Here is a 16,122-nt window from a genome sequence, read left to right on the forward strand (position 1 = left end):
GATGCGCCCGCCTGCCAAGGGAGAGACCGAGATGACGTCGCACCCCACCCCCCTGATGCCGCAAGGGCCGAGCCCGAACGGCGACGAGACGACCCACGGGAAGGACAGCGCCTTCCCCTTCATCGGCAATTTCCACAAGACCCTGCCGCATGACCGCTTCGGCATGGTCGACCCCGCCGCCTACGAGGTCTTCCGCCAGGCGGCGGCGGACACACGGCCGGGGCCGGCCGCGCCGGACTATGAATCGCTCGGTGGCGGCGCGGTGCCGCCCGGCAGCATCCCCGCCGGCAATCGCAGCGCCGCGCCCTTGGTCAGCCCTCAGGCCGGCCGGGCGCGCGAATTGCTCGGGCTCGACCCGTTCCAGGTGAACCTCTGGCCCGCGCCGAAGGTGCTCTCCGACAGCACGGCGGCGGAGATGACGGAGCTGTTCTGGATGGCGCTGTGGCGCGACGTCCCGTTCGACGCGCTGCAAGGGGGCGATGCCGCCACCATGGCGTCGGTGCAGGATGCGGTGGCGGAGCTGACGCCGATCTTTGAGCGCGCCATCGCCGCCGATGGCGAGTCCGGCATCCGGCCCGGCCTCGACCTGCCGATGGACGCGCAGGGGCGGCTCGACCTCAACCCGATGACGCTGTTCCGCAGCGGCTTCCAGGACGAGCAGCTTGGCCCGATGGTCAGCCAGTTCTTCCTGCACGACGTGCCCTTCGGCACGCAGACCATCAGGCAGACCCAGTTCCCCTACGCGCCGCGCCGCGACTACCTGCAGAACACGCAGGACTGGCTGATGGCGCAGAACATCGGCCGCGACACGCATGGGCGCCCCTACCCTAACGCCAACGACTTCGGGGACGACAATGCCGCCTATGAGCCCGGCAACGCGCAGCGCTACATCGGCAGCATGCGCGACCTGGCGCGCTTCGTGCACAAGGATGCGCTGCACCAGGCCTATTTCAACGCCGCCCTGCTGCTGCTGGACTGGGGGGCGCCGTTCGATGCCGGCAACCCCTATGCCAGCCGGCTGAGCCGCCAGGCCGGCTTCGCCACGCTGGGCGGGCCGAACCTGCTGACCATGGTCTCCGAGGTCGCCTCCCGCGCCCTGAAGGTGGTGTGGCGGCAGAAGTGGATGGTGCATCGCCGCCTGCGGCCGGAAGCCTATGGCGGGCTGATGACCATGCAGCACGTCCACGACAAGGCCATCGGCCTGCCGGACTGGGTCTTCACCACGCGCGCCGCCGCCGCCATCCGGCAGAAGAACCACGCCGCGAATGCGGGCACGGCGCATGCGGCGGAGGACAATTTCCTGCTGCCCATGGCCTTCACCAGCGGCGCGCCGGCGCACCCCGCCTATGGCGCCGGCCACGCGACCGTCGCCGGCGCCTGCGTCACCGTGCTGAAGGCGTGGTTCGAGGAGAAGCACCCGATCAAGGGCCTGGTCGAGGCTTCGCGCCACCCGCAGACGCGCGCGGTGCAGCGCCTCTTGCAGCCGACGGTCACGGCGGGTGCGCTGCCGGCCTATGCCGGCGCCGATGCCGGGGCGATGACGGTGGGCGGCGAGCTGAACAAGATCGCCAGCAACGTCGCCATGGGCCGCACCATGGGCGGCGTGCACTGGCGCAGCGACAACACCCGCAGCCTGCGGCTGGGGGAGGCGATCGCCACCGTCATCATGGCGCGGGAGGTGAAGGAGTATGCGGAGGCCGATGTCAGCTTCCGCTATTGCAGCTTCGACCGGCACGAGGTGCTGATCGACCCGTCCGGCGTGAAGGTGCCGGGCGACCCGCCATTGCAGGCCTGGTATGCCGGGCTGCTGGCCCGCTGCGGCATCTGACGGGCGGGCGGAGGGGGCGTGCCCCCTCCGCCACCGGCTTACCGGAACACCATCTGCGGCAGCGCCATGGCGATCCAGGGCACGTAGGTGATCAGCATCAGGCAGGCGAAGATCACGCCGATGAACACCGGCAGGTAGCGCATCATCTTGTCCACGCTGGTGCCGGCCACCTGCGCCGCGGCGAAGAGGTTCACGCCGAAGGGCGGCGTGATCATGCCCATCGCCAGGTTCACCACCATGATGGTGCCGAAATGCACGCCATCGATGCCGAAGCGCTGCGCGGTTTCCTGCAGCACCGGGGCCAGCACGATGATCGAGGCGCTGGTCTCCACGAACATGCCGATGACGAACAGGAACAGGTTCACGCCCAGCAGGTACAGCGCGGCGCCGTCGAAGGTGGTGACGAGCCACGCCGCGGCCGCATCCGGCACGCCCTGCCGGTTCAGCAGCCAGGAGAAGACGGCCGCGCAGGCGATGATGAACAGGATCACCGCGCTGCTGATGACCGACCGGCGGAAGATCGGATACAGATCCCGCCAGCCGATCTCCCGGTGCAGGAACATGCCGACCAGGACCGCATAGGCCACGGCGATGACGCTGGCTTCGGTCGGTGTGGTGATGCCGCCATAGATGCCGCCCAGCACCACCACCGGCATGAAGAGCGCGAAGCCGGCCTGGCGGGTCGCCACCAGGAAGGGCAGGCGGCCCTCGCCATCCTGCAGGCCCCAGCCCTTGATGCGGCACCAGACCAGCACCGTGCCGACCAGCGCGCCGGCGATGAGCAGGCCCGGGCCGAAGCCGGCGATGAACAGTTCCGGGATGCTGACCTGCGTGGTCACGCCGTAGAGGATCATCGGGATCGAGGGCGGGATCACCACCCCGAGTTCGGCCGATGTCGCCTGCAGCGCCGCGGCGAAGGCCACCGGGTAGCCGGCGCGCACCAGCGCCGGGATCATGATGGCGCCGACGGCAAAGGTGGTGGCGACGGAACTGCCGCTGATGGCGGCGAAGATCATGCAGGTCAGCACGCAGGTGGCCGGCAGGCCGCCCTGGATGCCGCCGACGATGGATTGCGCGAAGGCCACCAGGCGGCGGGAAATGCCGCCGACATCCATCAGGTTGCCCGCCAGGATGAAGAAGGGAATGGCGGCGAGCGGGAACTTGTCCAGCGCCACGAACAATTGCTGCGCGGCGACGATCAGCGGGAAGCTGGTGAAGCCGGCGATGCCGACCAGGGCTGCGATGCCGATGGCGATCGCGACCGGGATGCTGGCCGCGAACAGCACCAGCATCACCGTAAGCATCGTGCCGCTCATCGGCTGCGCTTTCCCATCGAACGGTGCAGGCTCATACCGCGCTCTCCAGTTCCTCGTTGCGGCGGTCGAGGAAATGCCCGATCGCGCCGAGCATCGCGAAGGCCGCGCCGAGCGGGATCGCGGCATAGCCCCAGGACATGGAGACCTCGAGCCCCGCCATTTCCTGGAACTGCACGCGCTGCGCCATGATCCAGCCGAACCAGAAGGTGACGCCAAGGAAGGACAGCGTGCAGGCAAGCGACGCGGCCTCGATGGCGCGACGCAGGACGCCGCCGGTCAGACGGTGCGCCACGTCGATCGACACCAGCGCGCCCGCCCGCAGCGCCACGCCGACGCCGATATAGGCCATCCAGACCAGCGCGGTACGGACCAGCGCCTCGGACCAGATGGAAGGCGTTTCGGTGGCGAAGCGCGCAAACACCTGCCACAGCCCCGCCAGCACCGCGATGGCCAGTGCCAGGCAGGCCAGCAGCGCCGCGATGAAGGTGACGATGCGGTCCAGGCGCAGCAGCGCCGCCCGGATCGTGCCGCGGGTCCCGCCGCCGGGCCCGGACCCGACCCACAGCGCCAGCAGCACGACGGCGAGCGTCGCCGCCCCCGTCACCTGCAACGGCACCACGTTCATCATGTTCATCGCGTTGCTTCCGGCTCTCGAAGGGGCGGGGCGCCGTGGCCGTTCCCGCTCAGTTGGCGCGCCAGTCGCGGATGCGGCGCAGCGTGGCGGAATCCAGCGTCCGCTCCCACTCCGCGAAGGCCGGGGCCAGCGCCGCCTGGAAGGCGGCGGTGTCCACCTGGGTGATCACCGTCATGCCGCGGCGGCGCAGCTCGGCCACGCCGGCCTCGTCATCCGCGCTGACCCGGGCGCGGTTGGCGACCTGCGCCTCACGCGCCGCCTGCTGGAACAGGGCGCGATCCGCCTGGCTCAGCCGCGCGATCATCGCCGGGTTGCAGATCATCACCTGCGGCGAATAGACGTGGCGCGTCATCGTCATGTAGCGCTGCACCTGGTTCAGGTTGTTCGCCACGATGACCGAGATCGGGTTTTCCTGCCCATCGACGGTGCCCTGCTGCAGGGCCGGCACCAGTTCGGAAAACGCCATCGGCGTCGGCAGCGCGCCGAGCGTGGTGAAGGCGCGCATGTGCACCTGGTTTTCCATGGTGCGGATCTTCAGGCCGCGCACATCGGCCGGCGTGTTCACCTCGCGCCGGGAATTGGTCAGGTTGCGGAAGCCGTTCTCGATCCAGATCACGCCCACCAGGCCGCGCGCCGGGAAGCGCGCCAGCACCTGCTGGCCGATCTCCGAATCCAGCACGCCGCGGGCATGGGCTGCGTCGCGGAACAGGAAGGGCACGTCGAACAGCCGCACTTCCGGCACGAAGTTGCCGACCGGGCCGGTGGAGGTGAAGGTGCAGTCGATGGTGCCGATCTGCACGCTCTCGACCATCTCGCGCTCGTTGTCGTTGCGCTGGGTGGCGACGCGGTAGCGCCCGCCGGTCAGGCGTTCCAGCGCTTCCTTGAAGGTGCTGGCGCCGACGCCGGTGTGGCTGTTCAGCGGCAGGGCGTGCTGCACCGTCAGCTCGGTCTGCGCCAGCGCCGGGGCGGCGCCAAGGGCGAACGGCAGCACGAGCGCGGCGGCCTGGGCCACGCGGCGGATCATGGTCATCGATGAGCTCTCCCTGGATGAGCCCCGTTGGATCGGCGCCCTATGCACAAGCCGTATAGAAGGATTGCGGCGGGAGCATCAATCCTGCGGGAGCCACGCAGGCGGCCTCGCGCGTCGATTCAATCACCGGGGCGCGGAATTCCGCGCCCCGGTGGCCCCGCCTCAGTTCGGCTGCCAGGCGCGGATGCGGCGCAGCAGGGCGCCGTCCAGCGTCCGCTCATACTCGGTGAAGGCCGCGGCCAGCGCCTGCTGGAAGGCGGCGCTGTCCACCTGCGTCACCACCGTCATGCCGCGGCGGCGCAGCTCCGCCACGCCGGACTGCTCATCGGCCGTGACGCGCGCGCGGTTGGCGGCGGCGGCGGCCTTGGCGGCTTCCAGGAAGGCGGCGCGATCGGCCGCCGACAGGCGCGCCAGCATCGCCGGGTTGCAGATCAGGATGGCCGGCGAATAGACGTGGCCGGTCAGCGTCAGGAAGCGCTGCACCTGGTTCAGGTTGTTCGCGACGATGACCGGGATCGGGTTCTCCTGCCCGTCCACGGTGCCCTGCTGCAGCGCGGGGACGAGTTCGGAGAAGGCCATCGGCGTCGGCAGCGCGCCGAGGGTGGAGAAGGCGCGCATGTGCACCTGGTTCTCCATGGTGCGCACCTTCAGGCCGCGCACATCGGCGGGCGTGTTCACCTCGCGCCGCGAATTCGTCAGGTGGCGGAAGCCGTTCTCCATCCACACGACGCCGGCAAGGCCGCGGGCGGAAAAGCGGCCCAGCATGGTCTGGCCGATTTCGCTGTCCAGCACGCCGCGGGCATGGGCGGTGTCGCGGAACAGGAAGGGCACGTCGAGGTTGCGCGTCTCCGGCACGAAATTGCCGACCGGGCCGGTGGAGGTGATGACACATTCGATGGTGCCGATCTGCACGCTCTCGATCGCCTCGCGCTCATTGTCGTTGCGCTGGATGACGACGCTGTAGCGGCCGGCGGAGGCGCGCTCGAAGCTTTCCTTCAGCGCGGTGGCACCGGCGCCGTAATGGCTGTTCAGCGGCAGCGGGTGCTGGATGGTGATCTGCGTCTGCGCCATGGCCGGGGCCGCGAGCGGCAGCGCCAGCGTGGCGGCAAGGGCCAGGCGGCGGGTCATCTTCATCAAGGCGGTTCACTCCCCGTATGCGGCCACCCGGTTCGGCGACCCCGATGGGGTGCGGTATAGGTGAAGGCGGGGCGGGGCCACAATGCCCCGCCCGAGGCCCGATTCAGCGGCTTCCGCTCAATGCGGCGTGGCTGCGTGCGGCACCGGCAGGGGCAGGCCGAGCGCCAGCGTCTCGTTCGCGGCGGCCGCCCCCTCCCACAGCAATTCGACGCCGATATAGGCGATCAGCGCCAGCCCGACATAGGCGATGAGCTTGTAGCGATCGAGCAGCCTGGCCAGCGCGCCGCCCAGCAGGCCCATCAGCAGGATGGAGACGGTCAGGCCGATCACCAGCATCACCACGTTGTTGCGCGCCACCGCGGCCACCGCCAGCACGTTGTCGAGGCTCATCGAGACGTCGGCGATGATGATCTGGCGCAGCGCCTGCACCAGCGTCTTCTCGGCCGGCTCGGCGCCCGATTCGGCTTCCGCCGCCTCATGCCGCAGCTCCTTCCAGAAGCCCCAGGCGATGTAGAGCAGCGCCAGCCCGCCGATCAGCTCCACCCACCACAGCCCCAGCAGCCAGGTGGCGCCGAGCGAGAAGACGATGCGCAGCGCGGCGGCGGTCAGGATGCCGAACAGCACCGCCTTGCCGCGCAGGTGCGGCGGCAGGCCGGCCGCGGCCAGGCCGATGACCACGGCGTTGTCGCCTGAGAGAATGATGTTCAGCCAAAGAATTTCCAGGAACTGCGGTGCCTGGGCGTAAAGCGAGTCCATCCCTGATCTCCGGGCACGGCTTTCCCTGGCCGTTCCTGCCCAGGGCGCTTCTAACCGCCCGGCCCGTTGTGCCGAAGTGTCGACTTGGCAACGTCTCGGTCATGCCGGAGATGCCCGTCAGGTTAACCCCGCGTTACTTGTGCCAGGCCGGCCTGCGCCAGAAGCCAGTCGCGAAAGACACGGAATCCCTGCGCTGCCGCCCGCTCCGGCCGGTGCACCAGGTACCAGCCCTCCGGCTTGGCCAGGGCCAGGGGAAAGGGGGCGACCAGCCTGCCGGCGGCCAGGTCGTCGTCGACATAGGGCCGCACGCCCATCGCCACGCCCAGCCCATCCGCCGCTGCCTGCAAGGCCTGGCCATAGAACTCGAAGACCGGGCCGGCAGCGGTGACCTGCGGTGCGCCGGCGGCGGCGAGCCAGCGCGGCCAGTCGGCCTCGGCATGCGCCACGCGCAGCAGGGCGGCCCGGGCCAGCGCGGCTGGGCTGGGCAGGCTGCGGGCCATCTCCGGCCGGCAGACCGGCACCAGGTCGGCGCCGAACAGCCTTGTCGCCATCAGCCCCGGCCAGGCGCCCTGGCCCAGGCGGATGCCGCAGGTCCAGGCCTCGGAATGGGGGATGGCGGCGCCGCCGGTGGTGATGCGCACCTCGATCCCCGGCGCGCGGCGCTGGAAATCCGCCAGGCGCGGGATCAGCCAGCGGATCGCGAAGGTGGGGCCGACGCCGACCACCAGGGCGCCGCCACCGGCCCGCTCCGCCACCTGCTCGGTCAACCGGCCCAGCGCATCCAGCAGCGGCAGCACGCCCTCCGCATAGGCGCGGCCGGCCTCGGTCAGCGCCAGGCGGTTGGCCTGGCGGATGAACAGCGCCACGCCCATGCGCTGTTCCAGCAGTTTCACCAGCCGGCTGACCGCAGCGGGCGTCACGTGCAACTCCGCCGCCGCGGCCACGAAGCTGCCGCCGCGCGCGGCGCTGGCAAAGGCGCGGATGCCGTTCAGGAAGGGCGGGCGGGGGGCGGGCAGCATCAGGAAATCTCATGCCAGGCTCAGCATTCGCAGTTTGTGTGCCGGCGCGCGCGGGCGCAATGAAGGCCGCGGAGGAAACCGGCCGATGACCATTGCCACCATGCTGCTGCTCTGGGCCGTGATGGTCGCCACCTCCCTGCTGTCCGGCATCTTCGGGATGGCCGGCGGGCTGGTGCTGGTGGGCGTGCTGCTGATGGTGCTGCCGCTGCCGCTGGCCATGGCGCTGCATGCGGTGACGCAGATCGCCTCCAACGCCTGGCGCGCCGCCTTCCTGCTGGCGCATGTGCGCTGGCGGATCGTGGCGGCCTACATGCTGGGCTGCGTGCTGGCGACGGGGCTCTGGTCGCTGGTGTTGTTCGTGCCGGACAAGCCGGTGGCGCTGATCGCCCTCGGCCTCAGCCCCTTCCTGCTGAAGCTGCTGCCCGCCGGCGCCAAGGCGGATCCGGAACGGCCGGGCCATGGCCTGGCCTGCGGGCTGGCCAGCATGTCGCTGATGCTGCTGACCGGCGTGGCCGGGCCGCTGCTGGATGGTTTCTTCCTCGGCGGCCGGCTGGACCGGCACGGGATCGTCGCCACCAAGGCGGTGTGCCAGGTGCAGGGCCATGCGCTGAAGCTGCTGTATTTCGGCGGGCTGGTGGCCGGGGCGGATGCGCTGGACCCGGTGCTGGCGGGGGGTGCCGTGCTGGCCTCGCTGGTCGGCACGCTGGCGGCGCGGCCGCTGCTGGCGGCGCTGACCGAGGTGCAATACCGCGCCTGGGCCGGGCGGCTGGTCACCGGCATTGCCGCCTTCTACATCGCCCAGGGCGGCTGGCTGCTGCTGTTTCCGTAACGTGAGGGAGGTGCCGCGATGGACCCCGAGGAGGCCCCCAAGGAAGCATTGATCCGTGACCTGCTGGCCTGGCTGGCCCCCGCGCCGCGCCCCTATGCCGAGGTGATGGAGGCCTGGCGTACGAGCTGCCCGCGCCTGACGGTGTGGGAGGATGCGACGGAGCGCGGCCTGATCGCCTGCGAAACCCGCGATGGCGGGTTGTGGGTGGCCGTGACGCCCGCCGGGCGGGCCGTCCTCGGCGCTACCCCAGCCACGCCACCATGATCCAGCCCAGCACCAGCACCCCGGCCAGGGAGGGCGCCAGCAGCCGCCCGATGCCCGCCGGCCGCGCGCCATCGGCCAGCAGGCCGCAGATCATGGCGGTGACGGCAAACGACATGCCGGCCCCGGCGGCGCCGGCGAAATTGTGCAGGGCCGGGGCCAGCAGCGGCGGCAGCCCGGCGGCCTGGCCCAGCGCCGCCTGCACCGGCATCAGCGCGGCGTTGGAGCCCACATTGCTGCCGGTGACGATGCCGGACGCCAGCCCCAGCACCGGCACCGCATAGGGGGCCAGCGGCCCGAGCGCCGCGGCGGCGGCCAGCGCCAGCGCCCCGGCGATGCCGGACCCCGCCATCCAGCGCGCCAGCACCACATAGAGCAGCATGGCGAGGGCCGGCCGCCGCGCCCGGCCAAGGGCGGCGGCCACCCGCGCCCGCGCATCCGTCCGGCGCAGCAGCAGCAGGCCGGCGGCCAGCCACAGCACCACGGCCACATGCGTCACCGGGAAGCCCGGCAGGTCGGGATAGGGCGTCCAGGCCGGCGCTGTCTGCCAGCCGCGCGCCAGCAGCAGCGCCGCCGTCAGGCCCAGATAGGGGGCCATGGCGCGCCCGGCGCGGCGCCAGCCCGCGGCGCCCTGCGGCGGCTCCAGCCGCCACAGGCAGGCCAGCAGCGGGATGCCGGTGGCCAGGATGCCCGCGGCCTCGAAGGGGAACAGCGCGTGGCTGCCCAGCAGGATCGCCGCCATCGCCAGCAGCAGCGCCATCTGGGCCAGCTTCTCCCGCCCCGGCACGGCGATGCCGGCGGCGCCGCACAGCCGCCACAGCACCGGGCCCATCAGCAGCAGCCAGGCGGCATTGGGCCAGGCGGTCAGCGCCGCCACATCCTGCGCCGGCAGGCCGGTCAGCGCCGCGCCCAGCGAGGTGCCGGGGCCGAGCCCGCCCCAGGGCACCAGTGTCAGCGACAGCAAGGCCATGGCCCCCGCCGGCGCCCCGCCCAACCCCATCCCGCGCAGCGCGGAAAGGGCGAAGACGGCGCCGACGGCGAAGCCGGTCACGCTCTCCATGAAGCCGCCCATCAGCAGGCTGGCCACGAAGATGCGGCGCGGATCGGCCGGCTGCGTCGCGGCGCCGGGCCGGGCCGGACCCGCCACCGCCGCGTGGAACAGCAGCCCGCCCATCACCACGGCGATCGGCTTCAGCGCCAGGAAGCCGCCGCGCAGCGCCTCCGCCAGCAGGAAGGGCAGGGGGGGCGCCTGCAGCGTCAGCACCACCGCCGGCAGCGCCGCGGCCAGCGCCGCCAGCACCGCCGGCACCGGGCCGGCGCGGCCGGAGACCAACAGCGCCACCAGCAACAGCAGCGGGGCGGCCTGCAGCGCCAGGATCATGCGGAACCTCTTGCGGAACGGGTCGGCGGTGCGGCATCTGCGGGGCGATGCTCTACGCCGCCTATGGCAGCAATCTGCGCCACACCCGCATGCTGGAACGCTGCCCCGGCGCCACGCCTGCCGGTGCCCTGCTGCTGCCCGGCTGGCGCCTGGTGCTGCGCCGCGCGGCGGATGTGGAGCCGGATTCGTCGGGGCTCCTGCCAATCGGCCTGTGGCAGGTCGGGCCTGAGCACCTGGAACGGCTGGATCGGGCGGAGGGCACGGCGCTGCGCGTCTATGACCGCCGTCGCATCGCCCTGCCGGATGGCAGCGGCGCCTGGATCTATGTCGGGCATGGGCTGCGCCAAGATCCGCGCCGGCTGCGCGCCGACTATGTCGAGCATCTGCGGCATGGCTATCGCGACTTCGGCCTGTCGCCCGCACCGTTGGAGGCGGCGCTCGCGGCCTGCGGATTCATCGGCTGAGCCGCCGCGGGCGGCGCGGCCTGCGCCACGGCGGCCAGCGGTGCCGCCCGGCGCCGCGCCACCGCGGCTTCCCGCCGCGTGATGTAGATGGCCGACCCCACGATCAGCACCGCCCCGGCCGCCAGCCAGGCATCCGGCACTTCCCCGAACAGCGCCACGCCGAAGCCCGCGGCGAAGACCAGCCGGACATAGGAGATCGGCGCCAGCACGCTGGCATCCACCATGCGCAGCGCGGTGATCCACAGCTGCATTCCCGCAGGCCCGCAGATCGCGCACAGCAGCAGCAGCCCGGCATCGCGCCAGCCCGGCCAGGCCAGGTGCGGGATGGCGATGGGCAGGGCGAAGGCCACCGCCACCACGCCGATCCAGAACATGATGGTGCCGGTGCGCTCCGTCCGCGCCAGCAGCTTCGTGGTCATCACGATGCCGGCGCCGAGCAGCGCGGAGGCGAGGGAGGCGGCGATGGGCCAGCCCAGCGCCAGCGTGCCCGCATCCGGCCGCACCACCAGCACCACGCCGGCGAAGCCCACCAGCGTTGCCGTCCAGCGCCGCCAGCGCACCACCTCGCCCAGCACCGGCCCGGCCAGCGCGGTGACGAACAGCACGGCGGAGAAGGACAGCACCGTCGCCATGGCCAGCGGCAGCCCGGTGAAGGCCAGGTAGTAGGTGTACCAGGACACCACGGAGAGCACGCCGCGGAAGATCTGCATCGGCAGCGCCCGGGTGCGCGGCAGCGTCGGGTCGCGCGCCAGCGAGGGCAGCGTCCAGGCGAGCTGGCCGAGCGCCCGGGCCAACACCAGCGTGGTCACCGGCACATCGGCCATCGCCTTCACCAGGATGGTCTCCAGCGTGAAGACGAAGCCGGCCGCGATGGTCAGCAGTGCGGCGCGGGCATAGACGCTCACCGCCGCCGCGCCTCCGCCACGGTGATGACCAGGGCGCCGGACAGGATGATGGCCGCCCCCAGCCAGCCCCAGGCATCCGGCAATTCGCCGAAGATCGCCCAGCCGGCGATCGCCACCACCACCAGGCGCAGATACTGGAAGGGCGCGATGGCGCTGGCCTCGCCATGGCGCAGCGCCTCCGTCACCAGGAAGATGATGCCGGGCATCACGGTGGCGATCACCAGCAGCAGGCCGAGGTCGACCAATTCAAGCGGCACCCAGGCACGCACCGCGAGCGGCAGCACGCCGAGGCTGGTGAACACGCCGACCCAGGCGAGCACCGTCAGCGTGGCATCGGTGCGCGTCAGCGCGCGGGAGGACAGGGTGATGCCGCACCAGGCAATGGCGGCGACGATGGCGGCCGCCGCACCCAGCACATCCACCTGCGCCCCCGGCCGCAGCATCACGGCCACGCCGAGCAGCCCGGCGATGGTGCCGAACCAGCGCCAGCGATCCACCCGCTCCCCCAGCACCGGGCCGGCGAGCAGCGTGGTGAACATGACGTTGGTGAAGGACAGCACCGTGCCCGTCGCCATGTCGAGCCGGGTGAAGGAGTAGTAGTACAGGCCCCAGCAAATCAGCGAGGACAGGCCGCGCAGCGCGTGCATCGGCAGGCGCCTGGTGCGGAACACGGCCAGGCCGCTCGTCGCGATGCGCGGCGTCACCCACAGCAGCTGGCCCAGCGCGCGGGCGAACAGCTGCACCTCCACCGGGATGCCGCGCAGCGTCATCCAGCGGATCATCAGCACCTCCGCCGCGAACAGCACGGCGGCGGCGGCCATCAGGGCGGCGCCGCGCAGGTTACCGCTTCTCTCGGGGCGCATTGACGCGGGGCTGGTCCTGTCTAGCCTGGATCCCAGGGTGGTATGCCGGCGCCACCGGGCGCAAGCGCGCCGGGCGCATGGCCGGCATCGGCCTGGATGGAAAGGCCGGCATCGGCCTGGACGGAAAGGCCGGCATCGGCCTGGATTGTTCGGCCGGCATTGTTGAAGGGGGGCGGCAGTTGGCGGGACGCGAGGGGGCGAGGGACGCCGTGGACCACGGGCCGATCCTGATCTGGGGGGCGGGCGCCATCGGCGGCACGGTGGGGGCGCATCTGGTGCGGGCGCGCCATGCGGTGGTGTTCTGCGACGTGGTGGCGGACCACGCCGCTGCCATCGCCGACCCGGCGCACGGCCTGCGCATCGAAGGGCCGGTCGCGGCCATGAAGGTGGTGGCCCCGGCGGCGACCCCGGACCGCGTCCAGGGCGTGTTCCGCCGCATCTTCCTGGCGGTGAAGACGCACGACACCGAAGCCGCCTGCCGGCAATTGCTGCCGCACCTGGCGGAGGACGGCTATGTGCTGTCGCTGCAGAACGGGCTGTGCGAGCGCGTGATCGCCGAGGTCTGCGGCGCGCATCGCACCATGGGGGCCTTCGTCAATTTCGGCGCCGACTGGATCGAGCCCGGGCGCATCCTCTACGGCAACCGCGGCGCCGTGGTGGTGGGCGAGCTGGATGGCGCCACCACGCCGCGCGTGCAGGCGCTGCACGCCCTGCTGGCCGAGACCTTCGAGCCGGATGCGGTGCTGACACCGAACATCTGGGGCTATCTGTGGGGCAAGCTGGCCTATTCCAGCCTGCTCTACGCCCAGGGCCTGGCCGAGAAGGGCATCGCCGACACGCTGGCCCGCACCGAATTGCTGCCGCTGGTGCGCGCCCTGTGCGGCGAGGTGATTGCGGTGGCGCGGGCGGAAGGCATTTCTCCGCTTGGCTTCAACGGGTTTGTGCCGGAGGCCTTCGGGCCGGGCGGCACGGAGGATGCGGCGCGCGCCTCCATGGCCGCGATGGAGGCCTTCAACCGCCCCAACGCGAAAACCCATTCCGGCGTCTGGCGCGACCTGTGGGTGCGCCACCGCGCGACGCCCGCCGATGCGCAGATCGGCGCGGTGCCGCCGATCGGCCGCGCCCACGGCCTGGCCTGCCGGACGCTGGAACGGCTGATCGGGATGATCCACGAATGCGAGCGCGGCGAGCGCCCGATGTCCGACGACAATCTGCTGGAGTTGATGCGATGAACATCCGCTATGACGGCGTGGTGGTGGCGGTGACGGGCGCCGGCCACGGCTATGGTCGCGCCATCGCCCGCGGATTTTCCCGGGTGGGCGCCAGGGTCTTCGCCTGCGACCTCTCGGCGGAGGAGCTGGCGGAGACGGCTTCCGGCGAGGCCGACATCACCACCGCCGCCTTCGACCTGACGGCCAAGGGCGCCGCCGCCGGCTGGATCCGCGACATCGAAGCCGCGACCGGCCAGCCCCTCGGCGTGCTGGTCTGCAATGCCGGCGGCGTGCGCGGCCAGGTGATGCGCCCGATCGAGGAGGTGCCGGAGGAGGACTGGCACGCGATCTTCGACATCAACACCCATGCCGCCTTCAACCTGTGCAAGGCGGCGGCGCCGGGCATGAAGCGCGCCGGCACCGGCCGCATCGTCACCATCAGCAGCGGCGCCGGGCTGAAGGCGAGCCTCACCGGCATCCAGGCCTATTGCAGCTCGAAGCATGCGCTGGTGGGGCTGACGCGGCAGCTCTCCCGCGAATTCGGCCCCTTCGGCATCACGGTGAATTCCGTGGCGCCGGGCTTCGCACTGTCGAACCCGGCCTCGATCAAGCAGTTCGAAAGCTATGGGGAGGAAGGCCAGAAGGCGATGCTGGGCCGCATCGCCATGCGCCGCCTGGGCGAGCCGGAGGACATGGCGCATGCGGTGATGTTCTTCGCTTCGCCCTTCGCCAGCTGGATCACCGGCCAGATCCTGCAGGTCGACGGGGGCAGCTGAGCGGCCCGGCAGGCCGCGGCGATCCGCGCCGAAATCCCGCGGGTGCTGCTGCGCCGCGGGATCCGGGTGCCTTCGCCGGTTTCGCCTGCCGGCCGGCTTCAGCCGGCGGCGGGCGCGCAGGCCTGCAGCGAGCCGCCGGCCAGCCCGCGCCGGAAGGCCGCCACGCGCTGCGCGGCGCTGCCATGGGTGAAGCTTTCCGGCACCACCTGCCCGCCGCCGCGGCGCTGCAGCCGGTCGTCGCCCACGGCGGCGGCGGCGCCCAGCCCTTCCTCGATGTCGCCTTCCTCCAGGATGGCGCGCGCATCCTGGGCGCGGCGCGCCCAGGCGCCGGCCAGGCAATCCGCCTGCAGCTCCACCCGCACCTGCGCCGCATTGGACTGCCGGCCCTGGCCCAGCGCGCCGAGCAGGTTCTGCACATGGTGGCCGACCTCATGCGCGATCACATAGGCGGCGGCGAAGTCGCCGGGCGCGTTCAGCTGGCGCTGCAGCGCGGCCAGGAACTCCAGGTCGATGTAGACCTGCCGGTCCTGCGGGCAATAGAACGGGCCGACCGTGGCCTCCGCGGTGCCGCAGCCGGTGCGCACGGCGCCGCTGAAGAGCACCAGGATCGGCGGCTCGTAGGTCCGGCCGATCTCGCGGAAGGCAGGGGTCCAGACATCCTCGGTTTCCGCCAGCACGCGGCGCACGAAGCGCGCGCCGGGGTCCTGCGCCGGCGGGCCCTCCGTCTGCACCTGCGCCGGCCCTGCCCCGCCGGCACCGGACAGGATCACCGCGGGATCGACGCCGAACAGCAGCGCCAGCACCACCAGCACCACGCCGCCCAGCCCGCCGCCCACCGCGATGCCGCCGCGGCGGATGCCACCGCCACCGCGGCGGTCCTGCACATTGTTGCTTTCCCGCCCGCCGCCCAGCCGCATCGCCGACCCTCCGTCACGCGATGGCAACGTCCGGCGGTGGATGAAGTTGCGGCGGCCGCCCCTCAGCCGCCGCTGAGCAGCGCGGCCAGGGCCGGCGACAGGCCGAGGCCCGTCCGCCCGGCGGGGGCGGCGAAGCTGCCGGTGCGGGGCTTCGGCAGGTGCAGCGCCGCCAGCGCCTCGGCCAGCTTCACGGCGCAGGCGATGCCATCCAGCAGCGGTACCGCCGCGCGGTCCTGCAGCCGCGCGGCCAGGCCGGCCAGCGCCGCCCCGGCCAGCACCACCGAATCGCAGCGTTCCGCCATCGCCGTGGTCGCGGCCAGCACCTGCGCTTCCGCCGCCGCCGGATCGGCGATGGCCTGCTGCGGCGTCAGCGGCAGGCCGACGACCGCGGCACAGCGCGCCGCCAGGCCGTGCCGGGCCACCAACTCCTCATAGGGCCGGGCCTGGCCGAGCGTCAGCACGCCGAATTGCCCGCCGACCAGGCAGGCCGTCAGGCAGGCGGCCTCCGTCATGCCGATCACCGGGCAGGGCATCAACTGCCGCGCGGCGTCCAGCGCCGTGTCGTGGCTGACCGCCAGGATTGCCGCCTCGATGCCCCCGGCATGCTCGGCCAGCGTCGCCAGGATGGCGTGGCCGGCGATGGCGTTCTCCGCCCGGGTCGAGATCACGGTCGGCCCGAAGGCGGGCGTCGCGCCGATGATCTCGGTGGCCGGCGCGGCGGCGTCCCGTGCGGCGGCGACGCAGGCCGCCGTGATCGCCTCGGTGGTGTTGCCGTTCAGCACCAGGATGCGCATG

General features: G+C 72.0%; 17 protein-coding genes. 6 read left to right on the top strand and 11 right to left on the bottom strand.

The window, feature by feature from the left end; genetic code table 11:
• Nucleotides 1-31 precede the first annotated feature (31 nt).
• Nucleotides 32-1,828 carry a vanadium-dependent haloperoxidase gene (locus tag HEQ75_RS07360; RefSeq protein WP_168028788.1) on the top strand — a complete coding sequence of 599 codons (1,797 nt, stop codon included), beginning with the start codon at nt 32-34 and terminating at the stop codon, nt 1,826-1,828.
• Between the two features lie 38 nt (nt 1,829-1,866).
• On the opposite strand, the gene HEQ75_RS07365 is transcribed toward HEQ75_RS07360, so the two are convergent.
• The 6 genes from HEQ75_RS07365 to HEQ75_RS07390 form a co-directional block, all read right to left on the bottom strand.
• Nucleotides 1,867-3,144, bottom strand: a complete 1,278-nt coding sequence (locus HEQ75_RS07365; protein WP_168028790.1) for a TRAP transporter large permease — start codon at nt 3,142-3,144, stop codon at nt 1,867-1,869.
• Nucleotides 3,145-3,175: 31 nt separating this feature from the next.
• Nucleotides 3,176-3,778 (bottom strand): TRAP transporter small permease, encoded by a 603-nt coding sequence (locus tag HEQ75_RS07370; protein ID WP_235961371.1) that lies wholly within the window; start codon nt 3,776-3,778, stop codon nt 3,176-3,178.
• A 49-nt stretch (nt 3,779-3,827) separates the two neighbouring features.
• Nucleotides 3,828-4,808 carry a DctP family TRAP transporter solute-binding subunit gene (locus HEQ75_RS07375; RefSeq protein WP_168028792.1) on the bottom strand — a complete coding sequence of 327 codons (981 nt, stop codon included), beginning with the start codon at nt 4,806-4,808 and terminating at the stop codon, nt 3,828-3,830.
• 162 nt (nt 4,809-4,970) lie between these two features.
• Nucleotides 4,971-5,942: a TRAP transporter substrate-binding protein DctP gene (gene dctP / locus HEQ75_RS07380; RefSeq protein ID WP_168028794.1), complete on the bottom strand. Its 972-nt coding sequence runs from the start codon at nt 5,940-5,942 to the stop codon at nt 4,971-4,973.
• A 120-nt stretch (nt 5,943-6,062) separates the two neighbouring features.
• Entirely contained in the window at nt 6,063-6,701 is a 639-nt protein-coding gene (locus HEQ75_RS07385; protein ID WP_168028796.1) for a YjbE family putative metal transport protein, read from the bottom strand.
• A 122-nt stretch (nt 6,702-6,823) separates the two neighbouring features.
• The gene (locus tag HEQ75_RS07390) at nt 6,824-7,720 is read right to left on the bottom strand and encodes a LysR substrate-binding domain-containing protein (protein WP_168028798.1); all 897 of its coding nucleotides are present in this window, start codon (nt 7,718-7,720) and stop codon (nt 6,824-6,826) included.
• Nucleotides 7,721-7,805: 85 nt separating this feature from the next.
• Between HEQ75_RS07390 and HEQ75_RS07395 the strand changes: the two genes are divergently transcribed.
• On the top strand, nt 7,806-8,549 hold the full coding sequence (locus HEQ75_RS07395) for a TSUP family transporter (protein ID WP_168028800.1): 744 nt from the start codon (nt 7,806-7,808) through the stop codon (nt 8,547-8,549).
• An 18-nt stretch (nt 8,550-8,567) separates the two neighbouring features.
• Entirely contained in the window at nt 8,568-8,813 is a 246-nt protein-coding gene (locus HEQ75_RS07400; RefSeq protein ID WP_168028802.1) for a hypothetical protein, read from the top strand.
• Here the strand turns inward: HEQ75_RS07400 and HEQ75_RS07405 are convergent.
• On the bottom strand, nt 8,791-10,191 hold the full coding sequence (locus tag HEQ75_RS07405) for an L-lactate permease (protein ID WP_168028804.1): 1,401 nt from the start codon (nt 10,189-10,191) through the stop codon (nt 8,791-8,793). The two genes, HEQ75_RS07400 and HEQ75_RS07405, sit on opposite strands and share 23 nt — an antisense overlap.
• Before the next feature lie 47 nt (nt 10,192-10,238).
• Between HEQ75_RS07405 and HEQ75_RS07410 the strand changes: the two genes are divergently transcribed.
• Nucleotides 10,239-10,655 (top strand): gamma-glutamylcyclotransferase family protein, encoded by a 417-nt coding sequence (locus HEQ75_RS07410; RefSeq protein ID WP_168028806.1) that lies wholly within the window; start codon nt 10,239-10,241, stop codon nt 10,653-10,655.
• Here the strand turns inward: HEQ75_RS07410 and HEQ75_RS07415 are convergent.
• Nucleotides 10,586-11,560, bottom strand: a complete 975-nt coding sequence (locus HEQ75_RS07415; protein ID WP_328733476.1) for a DMT family transporter — start codon at nt 11,558-11,560, stop codon at nt 10,586-10,588. The genes HEQ75_RS07410 and HEQ75_RS07415 overlap by 70 nt on opposite strands.
• Nucleotides 11,557-12,423, bottom strand: coding sequence for a DMT family transporter (locus HEQ75_RS07420; RefSeq protein WP_235961372.1), 867 nt, complete (start codon nt 12,421-12,423; stop codon nt 11,557-11,559). The genes HEQ75_RS07415 and HEQ75_RS07420 overlap by 4 nt, the downstream gene beginning before the upstream one ends.
• 77 nt (nt 12,424-12,500) lie before the next feature.
• On the opposite strand from HEQ75_RS07420, the gene HEQ75_RS07425 reads away from it, so the two are divergent.
• Both HEQ75_RS07425 and HEQ75_RS07430 read left to right on the top strand, forming a co-directional pair.
• Nucleotides 12,501-13,655, top strand: a complete 1,155-nt coding sequence (locus tag HEQ75_RS07425; RefSeq protein ID WP_168028808.1) for a ketopantoate reductase family protein — start codon at nt 12,501-12,503, stop codon at nt 13,653-13,655.
• Entirely contained in the window at nt 13,652-14,410 is a 759-nt protein-coding gene (locus HEQ75_RS07430) for an SDR family NAD(P)-dependent oxidoreductase (protein WP_168028810.1), read from the top strand. Before HEQ75_RS07425 ends, HEQ75_RS07430 begins: the two co-directional genes overlap by 4 nt.
• A 98-nt stretch (nt 14,411-14,508) precedes the next feature.
• Here HEQ75_RS07430 and ypfJ read toward each other — a convergent pair whose 3' ends face one another.
• The gene (ypfJ, locus tag HEQ75_RS07435) at nt 14,509-15,327 is read right to left on the bottom strand and encodes a KPN_02809 family neutral zinc metallopeptidase (protein ID WP_168028812.1); all 819 of its coding nucleotides are present in this window, start codon (nt 15,325-15,327) and stop codon (nt 14,509-14,511) included.
• A 62-nt stretch (nt 15,328-15,389) separates the two neighbouring features.
• Entirely contained in the window at nt 15,390-16,121 is a 732-nt protein-coding gene (locus HEQ75_RS07440) for an aspartate/glutamate racemase family protein (RefSeq protein ID WP_168028814.1), read from the bottom strand.
• Between the last annotated feature and the right edge of the window lies 1 nt (nt 16,122).

Origin of the sequence: Falsiroseomonas selenitidurans, assembly GCF_012103215.1 — a bacterium.
Taxonomy (GTDB): domain Bacteria; phylum Pseudomonadota; class Alphaproteobacteria; order Acetobacterales; family Acetobacteraceae; genus Falsiroseomonas; species Falsiroseomonas selenitidurans.

Bases quoted from the DNA above. Each gene is read 5' to 3' on its own strand.
- HEQ75_RS07360 (WP_168028788.1), top strand. From the start codon at position 32: ATGACGTCGCACCCCACCCCCCTGATGCCGCAAGGGCCGAGCCCGAAC.
- dctP (WP_168028794.1), bottom strand. From the start codon at position 5,942: ATGAAGATGACCCGCCGCCTGGCCCTTGCCGCCACGCTGGCGCTGCCG.
- HEQ75_RS07430 (WP_168028810.1), top strand. From the start codon at position 13,652: ATGAACATCCGCTATGACGGCGTGGTGGTGGCGGTGACGGGCGCCGGC.
- HEQ75_RS07440 (WP_168028814.1), bottom strand. From the start codon at position 16,121: ATGCGCATCCTGGTGCTGAACGGCAACACCACCGAGGCGATCACGGCG.
- HEQ75_RS07405 (WP_168028804.1), bottom strand. From the start codon at position 10,191: ATGATCCTGGCGCTGCAGGCCGCCCCGCTGCTGTTGCTGGTGGCGCTG.
- HEQ75_RS07410 (WP_168028806.1), top strand. From the start codon at position 10,239: ATGCTCTACGCCGCCTATGGCAGCAATCTGCGCCACACCCGCATGCTG.
- HEQ75_RS07370 (WP_235961371.1), bottom strand. From the start codon at position 3,778: ATGAACATGATGAACGTGGTGCCGTTGCAGGTGACGGGGGCGGCGACG.
- HEQ75_RS07420 (WP_235961372.1), bottom strand. From the start codon at position 12,423: ATGCGCCCCGAGAGAAGCGGTAACCTGCGCGGCGCCGCCCTGATGGCC.
- HEQ75_RS07395 (WP_168028800.1), top strand. From the start codon at position 7,806: ATGACCATTGCCACCATGCTGCTGCTCTGGGCCGTGATGGTCGCCACC.
- HEQ75_RS07390 (WP_168028798.1), bottom strand. From the start codon at position 7,720: ATGCTGCCCGCCCCCCGCCCGCCCTTCCTGAACGGCATCCGCGCCTTT.
- HEQ75_RS07375 (WP_168028792.1), bottom strand. From the start codon at position 4,808: ATGACCATGATCCGCCGCGTGGCCCAGGCCGCCGCGCTCGTGCTGCCG.
- ypfJ (WP_168028812.1), bottom strand. From the start codon at position 15,327: ATGCGGCTGGGCGGCGGGCGGGAAAGCAACAATGTGCAGGACCGCCGC.
- HEQ75_RS07425 (WP_168028808.1), top strand. From the start codon at position 12,501: ATGGCCGGCATCGGCCTGGATGGAAAGGCCGGCATCGGCCTGGACGGA.
- HEQ75_RS07365 (WP_168028790.1), bottom strand. From the start codon at position 3,144: ATGAGCGGCACGATGCTTACGGTGATGCTGGTGCTGTTCGCGGCCAGC.
- HEQ75_RS07400 (WP_168028802.1), top strand. From the start codon at position 8,568: ATGGACCCCGAGGAGGCCCCCAAGGAAGCATTGATCCGTGACCTGCTG.
- HEQ75_RS07385 (WP_168028796.1), bottom strand. From the start codon at position 6,701: ATGGACTCGCTTTACGCCCAGGCACCGCAGTTCCTGGAAATTCTTTGG.